Origin of the sequence: Streptomyces sp. NPDC014991 (assembly GCF_043080665.1) — a bacterium.
Lineage (GTDB): Bacteria > Actinomycetota > Actinomycetes > Streptomycetales > Streptomycetaceae > Streptomyces.
In genome coordinates this window covers 159,440-182,809 of sequence record NZ_JBIBVY010000005.1, presented here as the reverse complement: position 1 = coordinate 182,809, position 23,370 = coordinate 159,440, and the positions used below count along the sequence as shown (strand labels likewise).

Annotated in this window: 17 protein-coding genes and 1 pseudogene; 10 read left to right on the top strand and 8 right to left on the bottom strand. The window is 69.3% G+C overall.

Annotated elements, in window-relative coordinates:
* The first annotated feature begins 54 nt into the window (after nucleotides 1–54).
* From ACF1BE_RS11225 to ACF1BE_RS11200, 6 genes and pseudogenes are all read left to right on the top strand, one after another.
* Complete coding sequence (locus tag ACF1BE_RS11225) at nucleotides 55–1,815, top strand: ABC transporter substrate-binding protein (RefSeq protein ID WP_392198731.1); 1,761 nt, start codon at nucleotides 55–57, stop codon at nucleotides 1,813–1,815.
* A 96-nt stretch (nucleotides 1,816–1,911) separates the two neighbouring features.
* Nucleotides 1,912–2,892 carry an ABC transporter permease gene (locus tag ACF1BE_RS11220; RefSeq protein ID WP_392198730.1) on the top strand — a complete coding sequence of 327 codons (981 nt, stop codon included), beginning with the start codon at nucleotides 1,912–1,914 and terminating at the stop codon, nucleotides 2,890–2,892.
* A 69-nt stretch (nucleotides 2,893–2,961) separates the two neighbouring features.
* Nucleotides 2,962–3,999 carry an ABC transporter ATP-binding protein gene (locus ACF1BE_RS11215; RefSeq protein ID WP_392198729.1) on the top strand — a complete coding sequence of 346 codons (1,038 nt, stop codon included), beginning with the start codon at nucleotides 2,962–2,964 and terminating at the stop codon, nucleotides 3,997–3,999.
* 26 nt (nucleotides 4,000–4,025) lie between these two features.
* Nucleotides 4,026–5,069 carry an ABC transporter ATP-binding protein gene (locus ACF1BE_RS11210; RefSeq protein ID WP_392198728.1) on the top strand — a complete coding sequence of 348 codons (1,044 nt, stop codon included), beginning with the start codon at nucleotides 4,026–4,028 and terminating at the stop codon, nucleotides 5,067–5,069.
* A 217-nt stretch (nucleotides 5,070–5,286) separates the two neighbouring features.
* Complete coding sequence (locus ACF1BE_RS11205) at nucleotides 5,287–6,042, top strand: class I SAM-dependent methyltransferase (protein WP_392198727.1); 756 nt, start codon at nucleotides 5,287–5,289, stop codon at nucleotides 6,040–6,042.
* Nucleotides 6,043–6,121: 79 nt separating this feature from the next.
* Nucleotides 6,122–6,660: pseudogene (locus ACF1BE_RS11200) on the top strand (hypothetical protein); the annotation flags it as partial.
* Between the two features lie 91 nt (nucleotides 6,661–6,751).
* Here ACF1BE_RS11200 and ACF1BE_RS11195 read toward each other — a convergent pair.
* The 7 genes from ACF1BE_RS11195 to ACF1BE_RS11165 form a co-directional block, all read right to left on the bottom strand.
* On the bottom strand, nucleotides 6,752–7,894 hold the full coding sequence (locus ACF1BE_RS11195) for an ABC transporter ATP-binding protein (RefSeq protein WP_392198726.1): 1,143 nt from the start codon (nucleotides 7,892–7,894) through the stop codon (nucleotides 6,752–6,754).
* Nucleotides 7,895–7,923: 29 nt separating this feature from the next.
* Entirely contained in the window at nucleotides 7,924–8,988 is a 1,065-nt protein-coding gene (locus ACF1BE_RS11190; protein WP_392198725.1) for an ABC transporter ATP-binding protein, read from the bottom strand.
* Nucleotides 8,989–8,998: 10 nt separating this feature from the next.
* Complete coding sequence (locus tag ACF1BE_RS11185; protein ID WP_392198724.1) at nucleotides 8,999–9,979, bottom strand: ABC transporter permease; 981 nt, start codon at nucleotides 9,977–9,979, stop codon at nucleotides 8,999–9,001.
* Nucleotides 9,980–10,064: 85 nt separating this feature from the next.
* Complete coding sequence (locus tag ACF1BE_RS11180; protein WP_392198874.1) at nucleotides 10,065–11,873, bottom strand: ABC transporter substrate-binding protein; 1,809 nt, start codon at nucleotides 11,871–11,873, stop codon at nucleotides 10,065–10,067.
* Between the two features lie 75 nt (nucleotides 11,874–11,948).
* Nucleotides 11,949–12,983, bottom strand: coding sequence for an ABC transporter permease (locus ACF1BE_RS11175; RefSeq protein ID WP_392198723.1), 1,035 nt, complete (start codon nucleotides 12,981–12,983; stop codon nucleotides 11,949–11,951).
* Nucleotides 12,984–13,546: 563 nt separating this feature from the next.
* Nucleotides 13,547–15,454, bottom strand: coding sequence for a translational GTPase TypA (gene typA, locus ACF1BE_RS11170; protein WP_392198722.1), 1,908 nt, complete (start codon nucleotides 15,452–15,454; stop codon nucleotides 13,547–13,549).
* A 192-nt stretch (nucleotides 15,455–15,646) separates the two neighbouring features.
* A complete protein-coding gene (locus ACF1BE_RS11165; RefSeq protein ID WP_392198721.1) occupies nucleotides 15,647–17,875 on the bottom strand; it encodes an ABC transporter family substrate-binding protein in 2,229 nt (742 codons plus the stop codon).
* Between the two features lie 315 nt (nucleotides 17,876–18,190).
* Between ACF1BE_RS11165 and ACF1BE_RS11160 the strand changes: the two genes are divergently transcribed.
* From ACF1BE_RS11160 to ACF1BE_RS11145, 4 genes are read left to right on the top strand one after another with little or no spacing between them, the layout of a single operon-like run.
* Nucleotides 18,191–18,481, top strand: a complete 291-nt coding sequence (locus tag ACF1BE_RS11160; RefSeq protein WP_392198720.1) for a hypothetical protein — start codon at nucleotides 18,191–18,193, stop codon at nucleotides 18,479–18,481.
* A gap of 28 nt (nucleotides 18,482–18,509) precedes the next feature.
* Complete coding sequence (locus tag ACF1BE_RS11155) at nucleotides 18,510–19,337, top strand: hypothetical protein (RefSeq protein ID WP_392198719.1); 828 nt, start codon at nucleotides 18,510–18,512, stop codon at nucleotides 19,335–19,337.
* Nucleotides 19,338–19,362: 25 nt separating this feature from the next.
* The gene (locus ACF1BE_RS11150; RefSeq protein ID WP_392198718.1) at nucleotides 19,363–21,294 is read left to right on the top strand and encodes a fumarate reductase/succinate dehydrogenase flavoprotein subunit; all 1,932 of its coding nucleotides are present in this window, start codon (nucleotides 19,363–19,365) and stop codon (nucleotides 21,292–21,294) included.
* Nucleotides 21,291–22,061 (top strand): succinate dehydrogenase/fumarate reductase iron-sulfur subunit, encoded by a 771-nt coding sequence (locus tag ACF1BE_RS11145; protein ID WP_392198717.1) that lies wholly within the window; start codon nucleotides 21,291–21,293, stop codon nucleotides 22,059–22,061. Before ACF1BE_RS11150 ends, ACF1BE_RS11145 begins: the two co-directional genes overlap by 4 nt.
* 31 nt (nucleotides 22,062–22,092) lie before the next feature.
* On the opposite strand, the gene ACF1BE_RS11140 is transcribed toward ACF1BE_RS11145, so the two are convergent.
* Complete coding sequence (locus ACF1BE_RS11140; protein WP_392198716.1) at nucleotides 22,093–23,358, bottom strand: hypothetical protein; 1,266 nt, start codon at nucleotides 23,356–23,358, stop codon at nucleotides 22,093–22,095.
* Nucleotides 23,359–23,370 lie beyond the last annotated feature (12 nt).

The window sequence follows — 23,370 nt, the reverse complement described above, 5'->3', positions numbered from 1 at the left end:
CTGATGTCCGGCTGGCTCCGACCGTCCGAATTGACCCGTATAGGCAGGCTCAGCATGTCTTTTTCGCGTAGAAACTTCCTGATCGCCACTGGTGTGGCCGCGGCCTCCACCTCCGTGCTGAGCGCCTGCGGCAGCGGCGGTGACAGCAACGGCAAGGGGGACAAGGCTCCCTCGGTCAGCGGCAGCAAGACGACCGAGATCGCGGTCGGCACCAAGGCCGACTCGACCGGTCCGGCGCCCGAGGTCACGGGAGCGGTCAAGGGCGGCACGATCTACTCCCTCGACCAGTTCGACATGGACCACCTGGACCCGGCCCAGATCTACTCCTCCACCGAGGCCGCGATCACGGTCCCGGTCCTGCGCGGTCTGACCGGCTACAAGATCGACGACAAGGGTGGCGCCGTCCTCGTCGGCGACCTCGCCACCGACGCCGGCACCATGAAGAACGGCGGCAAGACCTGGTCCTTCACCCTGAAGGACGGTCTGAAGTGGGAGGACGGCTCGGACGTCTCCATGGACGACGTCCGCCACACCTTCGAGCGCATCTTCGCCGACTTCATCACCGAGGGTCCGCGCTACGTCCAGAACTGGCTGGAGGGCGCCAAGGGCTACAAGGGCCCCTACGGCGGCAAGCACCTGGACTCCCTCGAGATCTCCGGCAAGACCGTCACCTTCCACCTCAGCGAGCCGCGCGGTGACTTCAACTTCACCCTGGCCATGCGCGGCTACGCCCTGGTGTCGAAGAAGCACGACACCAAGGAGAAGTACGACAAGCGCCCGTTCTCCTGCGGCCCGTACAAGATCGGCAGCCGTCAGATCGGCAAGTCGATGACCTACGAGCGCAACGCGCACTGGGACCCGAAGACGGACTCGATCCGCAACGCCTACCCGGACAAGTACGTCTTCCAGTTCGGCTTCCAGAATTTGGCGTCGACGGACCGCTACATCTCGGACCGCGGCAACGACCAGTACACGATGTCGATCTTCAACGAGATCGCCGCCGAGCGCGTCGCCCAGGTCCTCACCAACCCGAAGTACAAGAGCCGCATCCTCACCGCGGTCGACACGGCCACCTACTACTGGCCGATCAACTCCAAGCGCATCACGGACGTCAAGGTCCGCCAGGCCATCAACTACGCCTGGCCGCTCCAGCAGCTCCAGACCATCCGCGGTGGCGCGTCCATCACCGAGGTGGCCACCACCGTCTTCAGCCCGGTGACGCCCGGCTACCACAAGTTCGACCTGTACGGCAAGACGCAGAAGCCGGGTGGTGACCCGGTGAAGGCCAAGGCCCTGCTGAAGGAGGCCGGCAAGGTCGGCCAGAAGCTGGTCATCGCCTACCAGCAGTCCGACAACTCGGTGAAGCAGGCTGTCGCGATCAAGAACGCGCTGGAGGCGGCCGGCTTCAAGGTGGTCAACAAGCAGGTCGACAAGTCGACCTTCTACACCCAGATCAGCAAGCTCGACAACGGCTACGACATGTTCGCCGCGGGCTGGAGCCCGGACTGGCCCGCCGGTTACTCGGAGTTCTACCCGACCTGGGACGGCAGCCAGATCCACGACGGCGGCCAGAACTGGTCGCAGTTCGACAACACGAGCGTCAACAAGGCGATCGAGGCCGCGTCGAAGATCACCGACCCCGAGAAGGCCAACGCCGCCTGGGGCGCCATCGACCGCCAGATCATGGAGCTCGCGGGCTGCGTGCCGGACTACCACCCCATCCGCCACTGGATGTACGGGTCGAAGGTCGGCCACGTCGTCTACGACAGCGCCAACACCTGCGTCGCGCTCTGCAAGCTCTACGCCAAGAAGTAGTCACGCCCGACCCCTGGGGGGCGGCCACCACCCGGCCGCCCCCTACGGCCCACCCCTCACACCGGCGACGGCGCCCCGTCCGGAAAGTCACGCCCCATGTTCCGCTTCCTTGTCCGCCGAACCTTCGGCGCGCTGGTCATCCTCCTGATCATCAGCGCCGTCACCTTCTGGCTCTTCTACGCCATCCCGCGTGACCCCGCCATGATGTCCTGCGGCAAGAACTGCACCAAGCCGATTCTGGAGCAGGTGCGGCACAACATGGGCATCGACCACCCGGTACCGGTGCAGTACTGGTACTGGCTCAAGGGCATCTTCGTCGGCCGGGACTACGGCAGCTTCGGGCACTGCAACGCGCCCTGCCTCGGTTACTCCTTCGCCAACCGCGAGCCCGTCCTGGGCACCATCCTGGACCGGCTCCCGCTGACCCTCTCGCTCGCCTTCGGCTCCGCCGCCGTCTTCCTGGTCTTCGGTGTCGGCGCCGGCATGGCCGCCGCCGTGAAGCAGGGCAAGTGGCAGGACAAGGCGGCCAGCTCCGCCTCGCTGGTCGCGTCGTCGATGCAGATCTACTTCGTCGGGTACATCGCGATGTACTTCCTCGTCGGGAAGCTCGACATCCTCGACAACCCCTCCTACACGCCCCTCACCGAGAACCCGGGCGCCTGGGTCTCCGGCCTGCTGCTGCCCTGGCTGGTGCTGGCCCTGATCTGGACCGCCAACTACACCCGAATGACGCGCTCCCAGCTGGTCGAGACGCTCAGCGAGGACTACGTCCGTACCGCCCGCGCCAAGGGCCTGTCCCGCCGCAACGTGTTCTTCCGGTTCGCCTGGCGCGGCGCGATGGGGCCGATCGTGACCATCTTCGGTATCGACCTCGCCACGCTGATCGGCGGCGCGATCATCACGGAGCAGGTCTTCAGCCTCCAGGGTGTCGGCCAGCTCGCGCTGAGGTCGGTGGAACAGAGCGACCTGCCCATGGTGCTCGGCGTCACCCTGCTGGCCGCCGGCGCCATCGTCTTCTTCAACATCATCGTGGACGCCGTCTACGCCCTGATCGACCCGCGGATCCGGCTCGCCTGACCTCCGCCCCGCCGTCCCTTCCCACCCGCCCCACCCGGCGACCTCGCATCACCCTCCAGGAGCGTCCCCGTGACGAGCACCGATCAGCAGCCGTTCCTCTCCATCAAGGACCTCAAGGTCCACTTCTCCACCGAGGACGGCATCGTCAAGGCCGTCGACGGACTCAGCTTCGACCTCGCCAAGGGCCAGACGCTCGGCATCGTCGGCGAGTCGGGTTCCGGCAAGTCCGTCACCAACCTGACGATCGTGGGCCTCCACGACCGCGAGCGCACCGCGATCGAGGGCGAGATCGTGCTGGACGGCAAGGAGCTGCTCACCGCCTCCGAGAAGGAGCTGGAGCGGCTGCGCGGCAACAAGATGTCCATGATCTTCCAGGACGCGCTGGCCTCGCTGTCGCCTTACCACACCATCGGTGCCCAGATCGGCGAGACGTACCGCAAGCACACCGGCGCCTCCAAGTCCGAGGCCCGCAAGCGTGCGGTGGAGATGCTGCGCCGGGTGGGCATCCCGCAGCCGGACATGCGGGTGGACGACTACCCGCACCAGTTCTCCGGCGGTATGCGCCAGCGCGCGATGATCGCGATGGCGCTGGTCTGCGACCCCGAGCTGCTGATCGCCGACGAGCCGACCACCGCGCTCGACGTGACGGTGCAGGCCCAGATCATGGACCTGCTGAAGGACCTCCAGCAGGAGTTCGGCACGGCCATCATCTTCATCACCCACGACCTCGGCGTCATCGCCGACATCGCGGACGACGTACTGGTGATGTACGGCGGCCGGTGCGTGGAGCGCGGCACCAAGGAGGAGGTGCTGCGCGACCCGCAGCACCCCTACACCGTGGGCCTGCTCAACTCGATGCCGAGCCTGACCGGACCGGTCGACGTGCCGCTGACGCCGATCCCCGGTTCGCCGCCCTCGCTGCTCAACCCGCCGTCGGGCTGCCGCTTCCACCCGCGGTGCGCCTTCACCGACAAGGTCGCCGGCGAGCTGTGCTCCGGTGAGCGCCCCCTGCTCGAGGTGGTCGACGGCCGCGGTGCCGCGTGTCACCTCACCACGGAGCAGAAGCGGGAACTCTTCCCCGACTACGCCGCGACCCGGCACAACTGACGGACACGAGAGCGGACTTCACGAACATGAGCAACACGAACCCCCTCCTGGACGTCTCGGGGCTGACCAAGCACTTCCCGATCAAGGGCGGCTTCCCGATCCGGCGCACGGTCGGCGCGGTGCAGGCCGTCGACGGACTGGACTTCCAGGTCGCCGAGGGCGAGAGCCTGGGCCTGGTCGGCGAGTCGGGCTGCGGCAAGTCGACCACCGGCCGGCTGATCACCCGCCTGCTGGAGCCCACCAGCGGCAAGATCACCTACCGCGGTCAGGACATCACGCACGCGGGCCGCAAGGGCCTGGCGCCGGTCCGCTCCGAGATCCAGATGATCTTCCAGGACCCGTACGCCTCGCTGAACCCGCGGCAGACGGTCGGCAAGATCATCTCGGGTCCGATGGAGATCAACGACATCAACCCGGAAGGCGGCCGGGAGAACCGCGTCCGCGAGCTGCTGGAGACGGTCGGCCTCAACCCCGAGCACTACAACCGGTTCCCGCACGAGTTCTCCGGTGGCCAGCGCCAGCGCATCGGCGTTGCCCGCGCGCTCGCCCTGGAACCGAAGCTGATCGTCGCCGACGAACCGGTCTCCGCCCTGGACGTCTCCATCCAGGCCCAGGTCGTCAACCTGCTCCAGAAGGTGCAGCGGGAACTGGGCATCGCGTTCGTCTTCATCGCCCACGACCTGGCCGTCGTACGCCACTTCTCGCAGCGCGTCGCGGTCATGTACCTGGGTAAGATCGTCGAGATCGCCGACCGCGAGGACCTGTACGGCAACCCGCGCCACCCCTACACGCGGGCCCTGCTCTCCGCCGTCCCCGAGGCGACGGTCGACGAGGAGCCGCGCGAGCGCATCCGCCTGGTCGGAGACGTGCCGTCCCCGATCAACCCGCCCTCCGGCTGCCGCTTCCGCACCCGGTGCTGGAAGGCGACCGAGAAGTGCGCCACGGAGGCGCCGCCGCTGGTGCAGGTGGAGGGCAACAAGCCGGGCCACCTGACGGCGTGCCACTACCCGGAGACGGCGGACACCGTCCCCGCCCCGCGCCTCTCCAAGGACCCCGAGGCGGCGGTCTGACACACCCCTTTCCGTCAGCCGCCCCCTTGCGGAACGGACTTTCACGGCCCATTGACCCGAGCCCATGAACGTCCGCTCCAGGGGACAAGGCCCGCACCTCCCCAGGTGCGGGCCTTCTTCCGTGTACTGCGTTCATCCCAACGCCGCCAGTGCACAGGCCAGTTGCACATTGCCCGTTCCTGACGCGCCGTTCAGCATGGTGTGGCACACTGCCGCGGTGGTGGATCACGTCTTTGCCGATCTCTCGCTCGCCGCGCTGTACGACAGCCTCAACCCCTGGGGGCCGGGTGACGACTTCTACCTCGGCCTGGTGCGGGAGGCCGGGGCCGTACTGGACATCGGCTGCGGCACCGGGCAGTTACTGCGGCGGGCCCGGGACGAGGGGCACCGGGGCCGGCTGATGGGGCTCGACCCGGCCGCCGCCATGCTCGTCCAGGCGCGGCGGGCCCGGCCCGACGTCGAGTGGGTGCTCGGCGATGTGCGGGTGCGGCAGTGGCAGGAGGAGTTCGACCTCGTCGTCATGACCGGGCACGCCTTCCAGGAACTGGTGACCGACGAGCAGATCCGGCACTGCCTGCGGGCCGTGCGCGCGGCCCTGCGGGACGGGGGCCGGTTCGTGTTCGAGACCCGTAATCCGGGTGCCCGTGCGTGGGAGCGGTGGACCCCGGACCGGGTCCACGAGATCACCGGCGCCGACGGCGCGCCCGTACGGGTGTGGCACGAGGTGCAGGACGGCGGCCTGCACCGGGGCCGCGTCCGCTACACCGAGACCTACACCGGCCGCCGATGGCCGTCCCCCCGGGTCCGCAACGGCGTCCTCCGTTTCCTGGACGCCGGGACCCTGGACGACTTCCTCGCCGAGGCGGGTCTGACGACCACCGAACGGTACGGGAACTGGGAGCGGGGGCCGCTCACTCCCACCTCCCCGGAAATCATCACCGTGGCCCGCCGCGCCCGGCCACCGCGGCGGTGACCGCACAGGTCCGCCGGTCGGGCCCGCCCGTGACGGATCAGGGGCGTCCGCGGCGCACGCCCGGCAGCGGAGTGAAAAGGTGACCGCTCTGCCGGAGGACCGGTCGTCAGTGCCCGGCGAGGACGACCGCGACACGGCCGTGCGGCGCCGGCAGGAGGCGTACGCCGAGGAGCACATCGCGCACGGGGATCCGGACGAGCGCCTCCATCAGGTACTCACGGTCAGGACGCACAGCGAGCTGCTGTCGCCGCCGGCCTGGCTCCCGCAGCAGAACGCGGGCCTCACGTCCACGATCGCCGCCGCCGGCGGACGGATCCGCCGGCGCGGTGTATGGCGGGTGCCCCGGAGCCTGAGGGTCGGGTCCGCGTTCGGCCGGGTGCGTCTGGACCTGTCGCGAGCGGTCACCGAGCACTCGGTGGTCGACATCGAGCTGCGACTCGGCGCCGGCGGGGCCAGGATCACGCTGCCTCGCGACGCGGTCGTCGACGTCGTGGGTCCGCACACCGGGTGGAAGGACTCGCGCTACAAGCCCCGGCCGCACTCCTGCCCCGGCGGGCCGAGGATGACGACTCCGGGACCACGGGCTTCGGACGGTCGAGGCTCCGCCACGCGCGGCGTCGACCGAGGAACACCTGCCGGCCGGCGGGTGCGCGGCCGGCGGGTCACGGTGTACGGGCGTCGCCCGTGACGCCGGACACGGGCGGCGCTCCTACGGCGCCTCGGTCGGTTCCGTCCTCGAAGTGCCCTCCTCCAGTGCCGCGAGCGCCGGGTCCAGGATGATGTCCTCGTCCCGGGCCTCGATGGTCGGGTCCTCCGGGAAGTGGCAGGCCGTCAGGTGGCCGTCGCGGTTGCCGGAGATCCGGATCAGCGGGGGCTCCTCGGCCGCGCACTTGTCCTGTGCCTTCCAGCACCGGGTGCGGAAGCGGCAGCCGGAGGGCGGGGAGATGGGGGACGGCACGTCACCGGCGAGGCGGATGCGCTCACGCGGGGGCGCCCCTCCCTCCGTGAGGCTGACCTCGGGGACGGCGGACAGCAGGGCGTGGGTGTAGGGGTGCCGCGGACGGGCGTAGATGGAGTCTCGTTCGCCCACTTCGATGATCTTGCCGAGGTACATGACCGCGACGCGCTGCGAGAAGTGGCGTACGACGGCCAGGTCGTGGGCGATGAAGACGAACGCGATGCCCAGTTCCCGCTGCACCTTCTGGAGCAGGTTGACGACCTGGGCCTGGATGGAGACGTCCAGGGCGGAGACCGGTTCGTCGGCGACGATCAGCTTCGGTTCCAGGGCGAGCGCGCGGGCGACGCCGATGCGCTGGCGCTGGCCACCGGAGAACTCGTGCGGGAACCGGTTGTAGTGCTCCGGGTTGAGGCCGACCGTCTCCAGCAGCTCGCGGACGCGGTTCTCCCGGCCGCCTTCCGGGTTGATGTCGTTGATCTCCATCGGACCCGAGATGATCTTGCCGACCGTCTGCCGCGGGTTCAGCGACGAGTACGGGTCCTGGAAGATCATCTGGATCTCGGAGCGGATCGGCGCCAGTTGTCTGCGCGTCGCACGGCTGATGTCCCGGCCGCGGTAGCTGATCGTGCCGCCCGTCGGCTCCATCAGACGGGTGATCAGGCGGCCCGTGGTCGACTTGCCGCAGCCCGACTCACCGACCAGGCCGAAGCTCTCGCCCTCGTACACGGTCAGGTCGATGCCGTCGACGGCCTGCACCGCACCGATGGTGCGCCGGATCGGGAAGCCGCCCTTGACGGGGAAGTGCTTGGTCAGCCCCGAGACTTGGAGCAGCGGCTCCCCCTCCGGGCCGGCGCTCTTCTCGGCCGGGGCCGGGAGGACCAGGTCCTCTTTCATGACGGTGTCCTCCTAGGACGACTGGCGACCTAGCCCAGGCGGGGCTTGATCTCCTCGATGAAGATGGTCCGCTTCTGGTCGGTGGTGAGGTGGCACGCCGACGCCCGCCCGGGGGCCGGCAGCGGGCGCTCGTTCACACAGCGTCCCGTGCCCTCCACCCGGTCCTGGAAGGTGCAGCGGGGGTGGAAGCGGCAGCCGGACGGCGGGGTGAGCAGCGAGGGCGGGGTGCCCGGGATCGGGGACAGCTGGGCGCCCAGGTCGGAGTCGAGCCGCGGCATCGAGTTCAGCAGGCCCCAGGTGTAGGGGTGCTGGGGCGCCCGCAGGACCTCCTCGGTGGTGCCCCGCTCCACCGCGCCGCCCGCGTACATCACCATGATGTCGTCGGCCATGTCGGCGATCACCCCGAGGTCGTGGGTGATGAAGACGATGCCCGAGCCGAACTCCTGCTGGAGGCTCTTCAGCAGGTCGAGGATCTGTGCCTGGACCGTCACGTCCAGGGCGGTGGTCGGCTCGTCGGCGATCAGCAGGTCGGGGTCGCAGATCAGCGCCATGGCGATCATCGCGCGCTGGCGCATACCGCCGGAGAACTGGTGCGGGTAGTCGTTCGCCCGCTCCCGGGGCTGGGGGATGCCGACCTTTCCGAGCATCTCCACGGCCCGTTCCCAGGCCGCCTTCTTGGAGGCGCCGGTGTGCTTCCTGTACGGCTCGGCGATCTGCCGGCCCACGGTGTAGTACGGGGACAGTGCGGTGAGCGGGTCCTGGAAGATCATGGCGACCTTGTTGCCCCGCAGCTTCTCCAGCTCCGACTCCCGGGCCGCGGTCAACTCACGGCCGTCCAGGAGGATCTCGCCCTCCACCGTGGTGAACATCGGGTTGTGCAGGCCGAGGATGGTCAGGTTCGTCACCGACTTGCCCGAGCCGGACTCCCCCACGATGCCGAGCGTCCGGCCACGCTCCACGTCGAAGGAGAGCCCGTCCACGGCCCGAACGACGCCGTCCTCGGTCTTGAAGCTGACGTGCAGGTCCCGCACCGAGAGCAGGGGACCGGCACCGGCCGGGGTGGGAGCGCCGGCTTCCTTGGTCACAGTGGTCACGACAGTGCTCCTAGGACAGCCGCACGCGCGGGTCGATGAAGGCGTACGCGGCGTCGACGACGATGTTGAAGAGCAGGATCATGCTGGCGGAGAACAGCATCACGCCGAGCAGGAGCGGCAGATCGCTGAAGCTGACGGCCTGCACGGCGAGTTGTCCGAGCCCCGGCAGGGAGAAGGTGAACTCGGTGATGATGGCGCCACCGAGCAGCGAGCCGAGGTCGATGCCGAAGATGGTGACGATCGGGATCAGCGAACCGCGCCAGGCGTAGCGGAAGAAGACGTACCGCCGGGACATGCCCTTGGCGCGGGCGGTGCGGACGTGTTCCTCCTGCAACTGTTCGATCATCGAGGACCGCGACATACGGGTGTACTGCGCCGCGAAGATCGTGGACAGGACCACCCAGGGGATGATCAGTCCCGAGAACCAGGTGCCCGGGTCCTGGGTGAACTCGTTGTAGGCGGGCTTGTCGAACCAGTGCGTCTGGTAGACGAGGATCGCGAGGGCCAGCGGGCCCAGGAAGTAGATCTGCAGCGAACTGACGATCATGGCACCGCCGGTGGCCGCCTTGTCGATCAGCGTGCCCCGCCGCCAGGCGGCGAGCAGGCCGGTGCCGAGGCCGACGATCAGGAAGCACACGGCCGCGCCGAGGGTGAGCGAGACGGTGGTGGGCAGGCGGTCCATCAGGGTGGCCCAGACCTGTTCGTTGGTGTGGTACGAGTAGCCGAAACAGGGGGCCGGGCAGGGACCTTGGGCGAACTGGTCGCTGCCCACGAGGAGGTTGTGCAGGAAGATCCAGTACTGCTCGGGGACGGACTTGTCCAGGCCGAGCACGTGGTGGATGTTCGCGATGCTGTCCGGGTTGCAGGTCTTGCCGCACATCAGCAGCGCCGGGTCCCGGGGCACCCCGAAGAACAGCAGGAACGCGACGATGCTCAGCAGGAAGAGGATGACGACGGCACCGAGGGTCCGGCGCATGAGGAAGCGCAGCATGGCAGGGGCAGCTCTCTGACGTCGGCGGTCCGGGCGGTACCCGGCGCACCGTTGGTGCTGCGCGCCGGGTACCGGGCAGGGACGGTTACTTGATGTAGAGGCGACGCGGGTCGATGCCGCCCAGCACGTCGTCGTAGACGAGGCCGCCGACCTTGGAACCGGCGATCTGGGTCTGCTTGTAGTCCCCGGTCGGGACGACGTTGACGACGTCCTTGACCAGGTACTGGTCCAGCTTCTCCCAGGCGGCCGCGGACTTGACCGGGTCGGTGATCTTGTTGATCCGGTCGATCTCGCTGTTCACCTTCGGGTCGTTGACCTGCGAGTAGTTCTGCGCGCCCTCGGCGATCAGGCGGCCGTCGTACAGCGGCGGGATCACGGTCGAGGCGGACGGCCAGTCGGCACCCCACGCGGTGTGGAAGATGTCGTAGTTGTTGTCCAGCTTGGAGACCTGGTCGTAGTAGGACTCGGCCGGGATCTCCTGACGCTGGACGTTGAAGCCGGCCTTCTTCAGGCCCGCCGCCATGGCGGTGGAGTACTGCTGGCCCTCGGGCGTGTTGATGTAGCCGAAGGTCAGCTTCATGTTGAGCTTCCCGGCCTTCTTCAGCAGCTCCCTGGCCTTCTCCGGGTCACCGGCGGGCTTCTTCTTCTTGCCCCGCGGGTCGAAGGAGGCGTCGAAGCCGGAGACGGTCGGGGAGATCAGCCCGCCCGCGACCTCCATGGCGTCGGTGCCGCCGTAGGCGCGCACGAAGGGGGTGATCGGCAGGGCGTAGGCGATGGCCTCGCGGATCGTCCTGTCCTTCATGGCCGGGTGGCTCATGTTGATGTTCATCTGGCCGACGTACGGCTGGTAGCCGGAGACCGTACGGGACTTCAGGCTCGGGTCCTTGAGCACCTTGGACAGGTTGCCCGCGTCCACCTGGTTGTTGAAGCTGAGGCCGGTCCGGTCCGCGCCGCTGTCGGCGAGCAGGGCCTTGGTGGAGGTCTCGTACTGCTGGTTGAACGTGAAGGTGAACCGGTCCACGTACTGGTGGCGGATCGGGTCCGTCCTGGGGTCCCAGTTGGTGTTCTTGACCAGCACCATCGACTTGCCGGACTTGAACGACTGGATCTTGTACGGGCCCGTCACCACGGGCGCCTTGTCGTACCGCTGCTTGGTGTCGCCCTTCTGGGAGACCACCGCGTAGCCGGCCATCGCCAGCGCGTAGGGCAGGTCGGGGTGGGGGGTCCTGAAGTGGAAGACGACGGTCTTCTGGTCCGGTGTCTCCAGCACGGAGTCGGGCAGGTGCTTGCCCTTGTACGGGCCGTCCTTGAGCAGTCCGCGGTAGGCGGTGCCCGGCTTGTCGGCCAGCCACTGCTGGAGGTAGGTGGGGCCCTGGTTGATGAACGGCGCGAAGAGCCGCTCGACGCTGTGCCGGACGTCCTTGGACGTGATCGGGGACCCGTCCTGGAACTTGACGCCCTCCTTGAGGGTGTACTTCCAGGTCTTGCCGCCGTCGGTGGTGGTGCCGGAGTCGGTGGCGAGGTCGCCGACCACCTCGTGCTTGCTTCCGTCGTTGCTCGTGGCCTTGTAACCCGTCAGTCCGCGGTGGATCAGCGAGGCGAGGGAGCCCTCGTCGGAGACGTAGATCTGGCCCGGGTCCAGGTGGGCGTAGCTGTCGCGCTGGAGCACCTCCATGGTGCCGCCGGGCTTGGCACCGGGCACCTCGGCCGCGGGGCCCGTGGAGGCCGCCGCGTCACCGAACTCGATGGAGGCCTGCTGGCGTTTGGCGTTCTCCTGCTGCTTCTTCTCGTCACCGCCGCCGTCGCTGCCGCCCTTGCTGCAACCGGTGAGCACAAGAGCCCCGGCCGCGAGCACGGAGAGTGCGCCGTAGGCGTGGCGTCCGCCCCTACTCATCACGAAGATTCCCACCCATCTGTGTGTCACCAGTGCGATCTGTGTGTCACCAGTGCGAAAGAGAGCGTGCTTGGGTCAGCGCGCGGTCTTGGGATCGAATGCGTCTCTGACCGAGTCCCCGAGCAGGTTGAACGCGACGACGAATATGATCATCGAAATGCCGGGGAAGAACATGTAGGTGATGTCGTTCTGCATCACGAGTTCGGTGGACGCCTTGGAGAACATCTGCCCCCAGTCCGGCGTCGGTTCGACGATGCCCACGCCGAGGAAGGACAGACCGGCCTCGGCGGTCACGAAGTTGGGCAGCAGATACGTCGACTGCACCAGCAGCGGGGTGACGATGTTCGGCAGGATCTCCTTGCGGATGATCCGCCACGGCGAGGCCCCGCTGACCCTGGCCGCCTCGATGAACTCCCGTTCCCGCAGGGAGAGTGCGGTGCCGCGCAGGATGCGGGCGAGGCCCATCCAGCCCAGGAGCCACTGGACGAGGATCAGCGCCACCACGCGGACGTACGTGGGTGTCTCGTCGCGCGGGCTGACGAACAGGGAGACCACGACCGGCATGCTCGCGATGAAGAACAGCTGGGCCGGAAAGGCGAGCAGGAAGTCGGTGATCCGGCCGATGGCGTAGTCCGCCTTGCCGCCGAGGTAGCCGGCGGTGACACCGAGCAGGATGCCGGTCACGACGACCGCGACGGTGACGGCGACCGAGATCATCAGCGAGGTGCGGATGCCGTAGATCAGCTTGGTGAAGACGTCGTAGCCGTTGCCGGGTTCGAGACCGAACCAGAACTCGCCGCTGATACCGCCGTTCGGCTGCACCGGTACGCCGGCACTGTCGAAGAGATCGGGTCGCTCGTCCGCGTACACGGTGTACGGGTCCTTGCCGTACACCTTGGAGATCAGCGGGGCGAGCAGTCCGATCAGGAAGAAGAAGCCCACGACGTAGGCCGAGATGATTCCCGTGCGGTCGCGCCTGAAGCGCGTCCACATCAGCTGGCCGGGGGACCGGCCTTCGAGCCTGACGGGTTCGTTCTTCGCAGGCGGCCCTGGTTCGCCGTCGACTACGACCGAAGTCCCGCCGTCCTCGATGTCGATAGGACTTGTCACGGTTCGTCCGTTTCACAGGTATGGGTGTGAGAGGTGCCCGGATACTCCGAGGGCGCGCGAAACCGCAGTCGGACGCGCGTAGTTCTACAGCCGAATCACACCGCTGGAAGCGACGAACTGACCCACCTGGTGTTCGTGACACCGCGCATGGGGGTTCCTCCTCATGACTCCACGTGTTCACCAACAGGAGAGGGTTTCCGTCTTCCCCCCGCCACCCCTGACGGAGGGTCAGACACCCCTGGTGCTCGTGAGTCGGCGCTGTCCCCACAGCGCGTGACCCATTGACCCGAGCGCTACGCGGCTAACTATCTGGCATGAGGCAGGTGGCGACCACCGTCTTTAAATCTCAATTCAGTCACAGCTGACGCGAAGAACTTCCAATAACTGGACAAACTGTTCGCCGGGAGAAGGCCGCGAAACGGACGTGTTACATGGGTATCGGTCCGGGATCTCCGCAATCCGGACACCGGGGACCCCTCACCGCCCACCGGCCCCCGGAAAACGGGTTGCAAAAAGCCCGGGCACCCCCATCATGGGGGTGCCCGGGCTCAACCGGCCTGGGATCAGCCGTGCTTGGCGCGGCTCGCGGCGCGGGCGCGCTCACGCTGGTCGAGGTTGACCTTGCGGATGCGAACGGCCTCCGGGGTCACCTCCACGCACTCGTCGTCGCGGCAGAACTCCAGCGACTGCTCCAGCGACAGCTTGCGCGGCGGCACGATCGCCTCGAACGAGTCGGCCGACGACGACCGCATGTTCGTGAGCTTCTTCTCCTTGGTGATGTTGACGTCCATGTCGTCGGCACGGGAGTTCTCGCCGACGATCATGCCCTCGTACACCTCGGTGCCCGGCTCCACGAACAGCACGCCGCGCTCCTGGAGGTTCGTCATCGCGAACGCGGTGACGGCACCGGCGCGGTCGGCGACCAGCGAGCCGTTGTTACGGGTCGTCAGGGTGCCGAACCAGGGCTCGAAGCCCTCGTGGATGGAGTGGCCGATACCCGTGCCCCGGGTCTGGGTCAGGAACTCGGTACGGAAGCCGATGAGGCCGCGCGAGGGCACGACGAACTCCATGCGGACCCAGCCGGAACCGTGGTTCGACATGTTGTCCATGCGGCCCTTGCGGACGCCCATGAGCTGCGTGACGGCGCCCATGTGCTCCTCGGGCACGTCGATCGTCATGCGCTCGACCGGCTCGTAGACCTTGCCGTCGACGTCCTTGGTGACCACCTGCGGCTTGCCGACGGTCAGTTCGTAGCCCTCGCGGCGCATCTGCTCGACCAGGATGGCCAGCGCCAGCTCACCACGGCCCTGCACCTCCCAGGCGTCCGGACGCTCGGTGTCGAGGACCCGCAGGGAGACGTTACCGATCAGCTCGCGGTCCAGGCGGTCCTTGACCTGGCGGGCGGTGACCTTGCGGTCCTTCACGGCAGCCTTGGCGTCGGCGCCCTTGCCGGTGCCGCCCCGGCCGACCAGCGGCGAGGTGTTCGTCCCGATGGTCATCGAGATCGCGGGCTCGTCGACCGTGATCAGCGGCAGCGGGATGGGGTTCTCGGTGTCGGCGAGGGTCTCACCGATCATGATGTCGGGGATACCGGCGACCGCGCAGATGTCACCCGGGCCGGCCTTCTCGGCGGGCTTGCGGGTGAGCGCCTCGGTCATCATCAGCTCGGAGATGCGGACGTTGCTGACCGAGCCGTCCCGCTTGATCCAGGCGACCGTCTGCCCCTTGCGCAGCTCGCCCTGCTCGACGCGGAGCAGCGCGATACGGCCGAGGAAGTTGTCGGCGTCGAGGTTGGTGACGTGGGCCTGGAGCGGCGCGTCCTCCTCGTACGTCGGGGCCGGGATGTGGTCCAGGATCGTGGAGAAGAACGGCTCCAGGCTGTCGCTGTCGGCCGGGACCGTGCCGTTCTCCGGCTTGGTCAGCGAGGCGATGCCGTCACGTCCGCAGGCGTAGACGATCGGGAACTCGATCTGCTCCTCGTCGGCGTCCAGGTCGAGGAAGAGGTCGTAGGTCTCGTTGACGACCTCGTCGATCCGGGCGTCGGGGCGGTCCGTCTTGTTGATGCACAGGATGACGGGCAGCCGGGCCTGGAGGGCCTTGCGCAGCACGAAGCGGGTCTGCGGCAGCGGACCCTCGGAGGCGTCCACCAGCAGCACGACACCGTCGACCATCGACAGACCACGCTCGACCTCGCCACCGAAGTCGGCGTGGCCGGGGGTGTCGATGATGTTGATGGTGATCGGGTCCCCGCCGTCCTTCGGGTGGTACTTGACCGCCGTGTTCTTGGCGAGGATCGTGATGCCCTTCTCACGCTCCAGGTCGTTCGAGTCCATCATGCGGTCGTCGACGCCCTCGAGCTGGTGGGCGGCGAACGCGCCGGCCTGCTTCAGCATGCCGTCGACGATGGTGGTCTTGCCGTGGTCGACGTGGGCGACGATAGCGACGTTGCGGATGTCGTGGCGCGTGGCCATATTGCGGCGTACTCCCGGAGTGGTGAGGGGGCCCTGCTCTGACGTCCGTGTGACGCGGGCCTGCCGGGCTTGACACGCCACGGCCTCACCCCATGGTACGTGTCCTTCGCGGCGGGGGCGCGCCGGGCCGATGCAAGGGGCGCGGAAGGCCACCGCTCCCCTCACGTCCGCGGGCTCTCACGTACCTCCGCGTCACTTGTCCGGACTGCCGCTCGCGGGGCTCGCGGAGACCTTCACTCCCTTCTTCAGGAAGCCCATGTCCTCGTACACCGGCGTCTGGAATCCGAACGCCCCCGCGTTCACCAGGTTCCTGCGCACCCCCACCAGTTGCGGCCGCTGGTAGAGCGGGATCGAGCCGGCTGCGGCCCAGATGCGGGCGTCGGCCTTCCTGATCAGGTCCCGCTCCTCGTCCTCGTCCAGCGTGGTCGCGGCCTGGTCGAAGAGCTGGTCGACCTGGTCGGTGCCCACCCGGGTGAAGTTCTGCTCGACGTTCACCGAGCCGTCGGCCGCCGGGACCGGTTTGGCGTAGACCGGCCGGGCGTCGGTGGCGGGGAAGGCCGAGGACGGCCAGGAGTACAGGGCGAGGTCGTATTCGCCGGAGGCGATGTGGTCCTTGAAGTAGCTCTCGTCCGACACCTTGGTGATCGTCGTGCGGATGCCGACCTGCTCCAGCATCGCCGAGATCCGCGCGGCGACCGAGCCGAGGGTGTCGGAGCCGGGCCCGGAGGGCAGGACGAAGCGGAGCGCGAGCGCCTTGCCGTCCTTGGCGAGCGGTCCGGCCGGCGCGGCGGCCGGGGCGGCCGTGCCGCGGGGGGCGTACGCGCCGGGGGCGCCGCCGTGCCTGCCCTCCTGCGCGAGGTCCTTGTCGCCGTGCTCGCGCTTGTCGTCGGCGGGCGCGTGCCGCTTGTCCTTGCCGTCCCGGCGCCTGCCCTCGCCGTCGCCGTGCTCGTCGTCGCCGTGCTCGTCGTCGTGGCCCTTGTCGTCCTCGCCGACGATGTACTGACCGTCCTCGCCGCCGCCCGAGACGTCCTCGGAGGGCTTCTCGGGACCGGCCGCCTTCTCGCCCTTCTTCTCGGCCTTGACCGGGCCGCCGGCCACCCACCCGGCGTCGGCGAGCAGCGCCTGCGCCTCCTTGGTGTCCTGGCCGCCGATCGCGCCGCTGCTGTCGGCGTAGGCGGCCTGCCCGGACAGGGCGAGGTGACTGCCGACCGGTACGGCGGGCAGGCCCAGCGGGGTGAGGACCAGCCGGGCCAGTTCGGCGCGGTCCAGGGCACGGGCGACGGCCCGGCGGACCCGTTCGTCGGCGAGGGGACCCGAGGAGCCGTTGAGGGCGAGCTGGGTGTAGGCGGGCTCCAGGGACTTGCGGACGTCGAAGTCGCGCAGTGCCTGCTGCTGCTCCAGGTACCGCTTGATGACCTTGCGCAGCTTCTTCCGTCCCGTGGGCACCTTGCCGGAGTCGAGACCGTGCGCGAGCGCCCAGGAGCGCAGCTTCTTCACGGACGTCCTGCCGGACCCCTGGAGCGGGGTGCCGGTGCCCTTCTGCCGGTTGGCGAGGGCGATCCGCTGGGCCTCGGCGGAGTCGACCTCGGTGAGGTCGACGCTGCCGTCGGCGAGCGCGGCGGCCCGCTTGTCGCGGGACACGGCGTGCAGCACGATCTGCTTCAGCTTGGCCGGCTTTCCCCACCAGCGCGGGTTGCGGGCGAGGACGACGTCCTTCTCGGCGGTGTCGACCTTCTCCACCCGGAACGGCCCGGCGGTGACCTTCAGCTTGCGGCGGGCGCCGTCGTTGAAGGCGTCCGGGGTGCCCATGACGTCCTTCGGGTAGAGCGGGGAGAACAGCGACTTCCAGTCGGCGTAGGTGCGGGAGAAGGTGACCCGGACCTGGAGGTCGTTGGCGCCGCGCTCGATCTTGGCGATGCGGTCGTAGCCGGCGTTGCGGGCGGTCCAGTAGGCGCTGTCCTTGCCGGACAGGGCGCGCCACTGGGCGACGAAGTCGGCCGCGCCGATCTCCCGGCCGTCGCTCCAGACGGCCTGCTGGTTCAGCTTGTACAGCACGACCTGGCGCGGCTCGGTCTCGATGACCTTGGCCGACTCCAGGTAGGCCGGATTCGCCACCGGACGGCCGTTCGCGTCGAGCCGGAACATCGACGGCAGCACGGCCTGGGCGATGCGGCTGGTGCCGGCGTCGGCGTCGGCCTGGAAGGTGTTCAGGGTCTCCGGGACGGCGTCCACGGCCCACTTCAGGGTGCCGCCGTCGGCCACCTGGGCGCGGGCGACGGGGGCGATGTCCTGCCCGGCGAGGGGGCCGGCGATCTCGTCGTCGGAGCCGCAGCCGGCCAGGAGCGGCACCGCGAGCGCGCCCGCGGTGAGGAAGGCGACCGAGCGCATGACCGCGCGCGGGCCGACGCCGTGGTGGGACATCTCTGCTACCTCCGGGAAGCCGCGGGGCTTATGCTCACTTTTGTAGCTATATGGAACTGATCACTTTCGGCGGTATATGGAGCTGATCAGATCTATGCGGCCACTGAAGAGGAAAGGTTCCGGCCACAGAGTGCGACACGGCGACGACGGGTGGTAACCCCACCCGTGCGGCGCAACACCCCCGGAGATGCATCCGTGCGCCTCCGTCAATCGCTGCACATGCCTTCACACCGGCACGTGTGACGCGCGAGACTCCAAGGCGCATGAACGTTGCCGCCCAGGGCCTGCGGGGCCCGCCACAGTGAGGGGCAAGTCATGACCGTGCACGACGACATCACCTCCGCCCAGCGCTCCCTCGACGACCTGCACCGGTCGCTGGGACGCCTGGAACACCAGCTCGACCGCGCAAGCCTCGAGATGCGCCGGGTCCGGTTGGACGCCGATCATCTACGGGAGAGCCTGGCGCTGCTGCGGGCGGCCGCCGCCGCCCCGGACACGGCCCGCCGGCCGGACCTCGTGACCATCTCCGACACGCCCTACGACATCAGCCTGTGGACGGACTCGGACGACGAGGGCCTGGGCGCCCGCGACCGCCGCGCCCCCTGAGGAACCCCTACCGAACCGGAGTCCTGACTTGGCCACTGGTACGGAACCCCGACCGGACAGAGACAGCGGTGGCGTGCGGGCCCGTCCGCGCGCCGCGATCGCCGCCCCGCACCTGCGGACCGACCGCTGGTGGCTGGCGCCCGCCGTCACCGCGGCCGGCCTGTTCGCCTTCGTCGTCTACTCGACCTGGCGGGCCTTCGCGAACGCCCACTACTACGCGGCGCCCTACGTCTCGCCGTTCTACTCGCCGTGTCTGGCGGAGAACTGCCGGACCATGCGTGCCGGACCCAACGCCGACCTCCTCGGCGGCTGGTGGGGCCTGTCCCCCGCCGTGATCATCCTGATCTTCCCGCTCGGCTTCCGCCTGACCTGCTACTACTACCGCAAGGCGTACTACCGCGCGTTCTGGGCCTCCCCGCCCGCCTGCGCGGTGGCCGAACCGCACCGGACGTACACCGGCGAGACCCGCTTCCCGCTGGTCCTGCAGAACATCCACCGGTACTTCTTCTACGCCGCCCTGCTGGTCGCCGGTGTACTGACCTACGACACCGCGCTGGCCTTCCGGGACACGCACTACCGCTGGGGCCACATGGGTCTGGGCAGCCTGGTCTTCCTGGCCAACATCGCGCTGATCTGGGCGTACACCCTCTCCTGCCACTCGTGCCGGCACATCGTCGGCGGCAAGCTCAGACACTTCTCCCGGCACCCCGTGCGCTACCGGGCGTGGCAGTTCGTCGGCAGGCTCAACGCCCGACACATGCAGCTGGCCTGGGCGTCGCTGCTGAGCGTGGCGCTCGCCGACTTCTACGTCTATCTCGTCGCGTCCGGCGTCTTCGACGACCCGCGCTTCTTCTAGAGACTCCAGTGAGGAAACCGAACTGATGTCCGTGGTGGACCGGCAGGAGTGGGACGTCGTCGTGGTCGGTGCCGGCGGCGCGGGGCTGCGGGCCGCGATCGAGGCACGCGAGCGAGGCGCCCGTACCGCCGTCATCTGCAAGTCCCTGTTCGGCAAGGCGCACACGGTGATGGCCGAGGGCGGTATCGCGGCGGCGATGGCCAATGCCAACGAGCACGACACCTGGCAGGTCCACTTCCGCGACACCATGCGCGGCGGCAAGTTCCTCAACCAGTGGCGGATGGCCGAACTGCACGCGCAGGAGGCCCCGGACCGGGTGTGGGAGCTGGAGACCTGGGGCGCGCTGTTCGACCGGACGAAGGACGGCCGCATCTCACAGCGCAACTTCGGCGGACACGAGTACCCGCGGCTGGCGCACGTCGGCGACCGCACCGGCCTGGAACTGATCCGCACGCTCCAGCAGAGGACCGTCGCGCTGCAACAGGAGGACTTCGCGGAGACCGGGGACCACGAGTCCCGGCTGAAGGTGTTCCAGGAGTGCACGGTCACCCGCGTCCTCAAGGACGGCGACCGGGTCTCGGGAGTCTTCGCGTACGAGCGGGAGACCGGCCGTTTCCTCGTCCTTCAGGCGCCCGCCGTGGTCCTCGCGACGGGCGGCATCGGCAAGTCGTTCAAGGTCACGTCGAACTCCTGGGAGTACACCGGGGACGGCCACGCGCTGGCGCTCCTGGCGGGCGCTCCGCTGCTGAACATGGAGTTCGTGCAGTTCCACCCGACGGGCATGGTCTGGCCGCCGTCGGTGAAGGGCATCCTCGTCACCGAGTCCGTGCGCGGGGACGGCGGCGTGCTCAGGAACTCCGACGGCAGGCGGTTCATGTTCGACTACGTCCCGGACGTCTTCAAGGACAAGTACGCCGAGGCGGAGGACGAGGCCGACCGGTGGTACGACAACCCGGACGACAACCGCCGGCCCCCCGAGCTGCTCCCCCGCGACGAGGTGGCCCGGGCGATCAACGCCGAGGTGAAGGCGGGCCGGGGCTCCCCGCACGGCGGGGTGTTCCTGGACGTGTCGACCCGCATGCCCGCCGAGGTGATCCGGCGCCGGCTGCCGTCGATGTACCACCAGTTCAAGGAGCTGGCCGACGTCGACATCACGGCCGAGGCGATGGAGGTCGGGCCGACCTGCCATTACGTGATGGGCGGCATCGCCGTCGACTCCGACACGGCGGCGGCCCGCGGAGTGCCGGGGCTGTACGCGGCCGGTGAGGTGGCCGGCGGCATGCACGGCTCCAACCGGCTCGGCGGCAACTCCCTCTCCGACCTGCTGGTCTTCGGCCGCCGCGCGGGCCGGCACGCCGCGCAGTACGCGCAGGGGCTCGCCCACCGGCGTCCGCCGGTGGACGACGCCCAGGTCGACACGGCCGCGGCGGAGGCCCTGCGCCCCTTCTCCGCGGAGACGCGGGACGGCACGGACGCGCCCGAGAACCCGTACGCCCTGCACCAGGAACTCCAGCAGACCATGAACGACCTGGTCGGCATCATCCGCCGCGAGGGCGAGATGGAAGAGGCCCTGCACCGCCTCGCCGCGCTGCGGGCCCGGGCCCGGCGGGCCGGCGTCGAGGGCCACCGCCAGTTCAACCCCGGCTGGCACCTCGCCCTGGACCTCAGGAACATGCTGCTGGTCAGCGAGTGCGTGGCCCGGTCCGCGCTGGAGCGCACCGAGTCGCGCGGCGGGCACACCCGCGAGGACCACCCGGCGATGGACCGCGCCTGGCGCAACGTGAACCTGTTGTGCACCCTCGCCGACCCCACCGGCGGCCTCGCGGCTGCCGACCCCGCCCGGGGCCAGATCCGGCTGACCCGCGAGACCACCGACCCCGTCCGCCCGGACCTGCTCGCCCTCTTCGAGAAGGAGGAGCTGGTCAAGTACCTCGCCGAGGAGGAGCTGTACGAGTGAGCAGCTACGAGGCCCGCTTCAGAGTGTGGCGGGGCGACCAACAGGGCGGCGGCCTGACGGACTACACGGTCGAGGTGAACGACGGCGAGGTGGTCCTGGACATCGTCCACCGGCTCCAGGCCACCCAGGCACCCGACCTGGCCGTGCGCTGGAACTGCAAGGCGGGCAAGTGCGGTTCGTGCTCGGCGGAGATCAACGGCCGGCCGCGGCTGCTGTGCATGACCCGCATGTCGGTCTTCGACCGCTCGGAGACGATCACGGTGACCCCCCTCCGCGCGTTCCCGGTGATCCGGGACCTGGTGACCGACGTGAGCTTCAACTACCAGAAGGCGCGCGAGGTCCCGGCGTTCGTGCCGCCCGCCGGGGTCGGACCCGGCGAGTACCGCATGATGCAGGAGGACGTGGACCGCTCGCAGGAGTTCCGCAAGTGCATCGAGTGCTTCCTGTGCCAGAACACCTGCCACGTCGTGCGCGACCACGAGGAGAACAAGACGGCGTTCGCGGGCCCGCGCTTCCTGATGCGCGTCGCCGAACTCGACATGCATCCCCTGGACGCGGCGGCCGAGACCGGCGTGGACCGCGCGCGCACGGCCCAGGACGACCACGGCCTCGGCTACTGCAACATCACCAAGTGCTGCACGGAGGTCTGCCCCGAGGGCATCCGGATCACGGACAACGCCCTGATCCCGCTGAAGGAACGGGCGGCCGACCGCAAGTACGACCCGCTGGTGTGGCTGGGCTCGAAGATCAGGAGACGGTCCCCGTAGCGCCCGGGAGCCGGACACCGCGAGCCCCGGGTCAGCCGGCCCAGCCCTCCTCGTAGGCCCGCCAGTCCGCCTCCGTCGCCGCGAAGTCCACGTACAGGGCGACGCCGAAACGGGTGCGGCCGGCGTCCGTGCGGGACAGGCCGAGCCGGACACCGCGCACGGCGGCCGGGACCGTCTCCGCGCGGGCCCGGTGGCCGAAACGGTTCTCGTGGTAGAAGGGCAGGCCCATCAGGAGATCGGTGGTGTCCGGGGTGACCTCCAGGGCGAGGCTGGTCTGCTGGGCCACGTAACCGCCGTACAGGCTCGCCAGCGGCTGCATGGTGTCGTACGACATCACGGCGATCTGGTCCACCCGGCGTGCCACCTGCCCGAAGTACGACTGCGACCACCACTTGGGGTGGCCGGTCGTCGCCCCCCAGAAGGAGTGGAAGGCGGGCAGCGGGTCGATCTGGTGGGCGGCGACGGAGAGCAGCGCGTGCCGGGAGCGGGTGAGGACCCGCAGGTCGTCGAGGAGGCGCAGATAGTCACGGTCGCCCGAGTGGAGGGGCTCCAGGTCGAAGTGGGCGCCCTCGAAACCGGCGTCGAGGATCCGGCGGGTGGAGCCGGCGATCGCGGCCCGCGTCGCCGGCCGCTCCAGCCGCAGCCCGTCCGGGCTCTCACTGGCCAGCTTGTCGCCGAGCCAGGCCTGGACCCGGACGCCCGGCAGCTCCCGGTGCAGGGCCCCGATCAGCCACCGGGCCTTCCGGTAGGCGGACGGGGGCAGCGTGCCGTCGTGCTCCAGCGGTCCCGAGTGCACGTACAGATCCCGGATCCCGCTGCCCCGCAACCGCCGGGCGAGCGCCGTGACGTCCTTCCCGCTCTTCCGCCCGTCCACCCAGGCGTGCCCCAGCCACAGGGCATCCCGGTGCCGGGTGCGGGTGCCGGCGGCCGGGTCGCCGCTGTAGTTGAGACGCAGGGCCGTCTCGGCGGTGAGGACCGGGAGCAGGAGGAGGACGAGGGCGGCGCAGACACAGCGGACCACCCGGCGCCGCCACGGACGGGACGGTCTCCGCGGGGCCGCCGGGCGGTGCGCGGTGCCGGGGGCGCCGGGGTCCTCGGTTCCGCCGGCCTGAGGTTCGTCCGCGTGGCGCGCGTCGGCCAGGGGTTCCGCGGCCCGGCGTGCGCCGGCCTGAGGTTCGTCCGCGTGGCGCGCGTCGGCCTGGGGTTCCGCGGCCCGGCGTGCGCCGGATCGGGAGTCCTCGCCGATGGCCTGCTGCCGCCGGTCCTCGCCGCCCTGACCGTCCCGGTGTTCGTCCATCGCGTCCCCCTG

Bases quoted from the DNA above. Each gene is read 5' to 3' on its own strand.
- ACF1BE_RS11225 (WP_392198731.1), top strand. From the start codon at position 55: ATGTCTTTTTCGCGTAGAAACTTCCTGATCGCCACTGGTGTGGCCGCG.
- ACF1BE_RS11220 (WP_392198730.1), top strand. From the start codon at position 1,912: ATGTTCCGCTTCCTTGTCCGCCGAACCTTCGGCGCGCTGGTCATCCTC.
- ACF1BE_RS11210 (WP_392198728.1), top strand. From the start codon at position 4,026: ATGAGCAACACGAACCCCCTCCTGGACGTCTCGGGGCTGACCAAGCAC.
- ACF1BE_RS11195 (WP_392198726.1), bottom strand. From the start codon at position 7,894: ATGAAAGAGGACCTGGTCCTCCCGGCCCCGGCCGAGAAGAGCGCCGGC.
- ACF1BE_RS11185 (WP_392198724.1), bottom strand. From the start codon at position 9,979: ATGCTGCGCTTCCTCATGCGCCGGACCCTCGGTGCCGTCGTCATCCTC.
- ACF1BE_RS11180 (WP_392198874.1), bottom strand. From the start codon at position 11,873: ATGAGTAGGGGCGGACGCCACGCCTACGGCGCACTCTCCGTGCTCGCG.
- typA (WP_392198722.1), bottom strand. From the start codon at position 15,454: ATGGCCACGCGCCACGACATCCGCAACGTCGCTATCGTCGCCCACGTC.
- ACF1BE_RS11165 (WP_392198721.1), bottom strand. From the start codon at position 17,875: ATGTCCCACCACGGCGTCGGCCCGCGCGCGGTCATGCGCTCGGTCGCC.
- ACF1BE_RS11160 (WP_392198720.1), top strand. From the start codon at position 18,191: ATGACCGTGCACGACGACATCACCTCCGCCCAGCGCTCCCTCGACGAC.
- ACF1BE_RS11150 (WP_392198718.1), top strand. From the start codon at position 19,363: ATGTCCGTGGTGGACCGGCAGGAGTGGGACGTCGTCGTGGTCGGTGCC.
- ACF1BE_RS11140 (WP_392198716.1), bottom strand. From the start codon at position 23,358: ATGGACGAACACCGGGACGGTCAGGGCGGCGAGGACCGGCGGCAGCAG.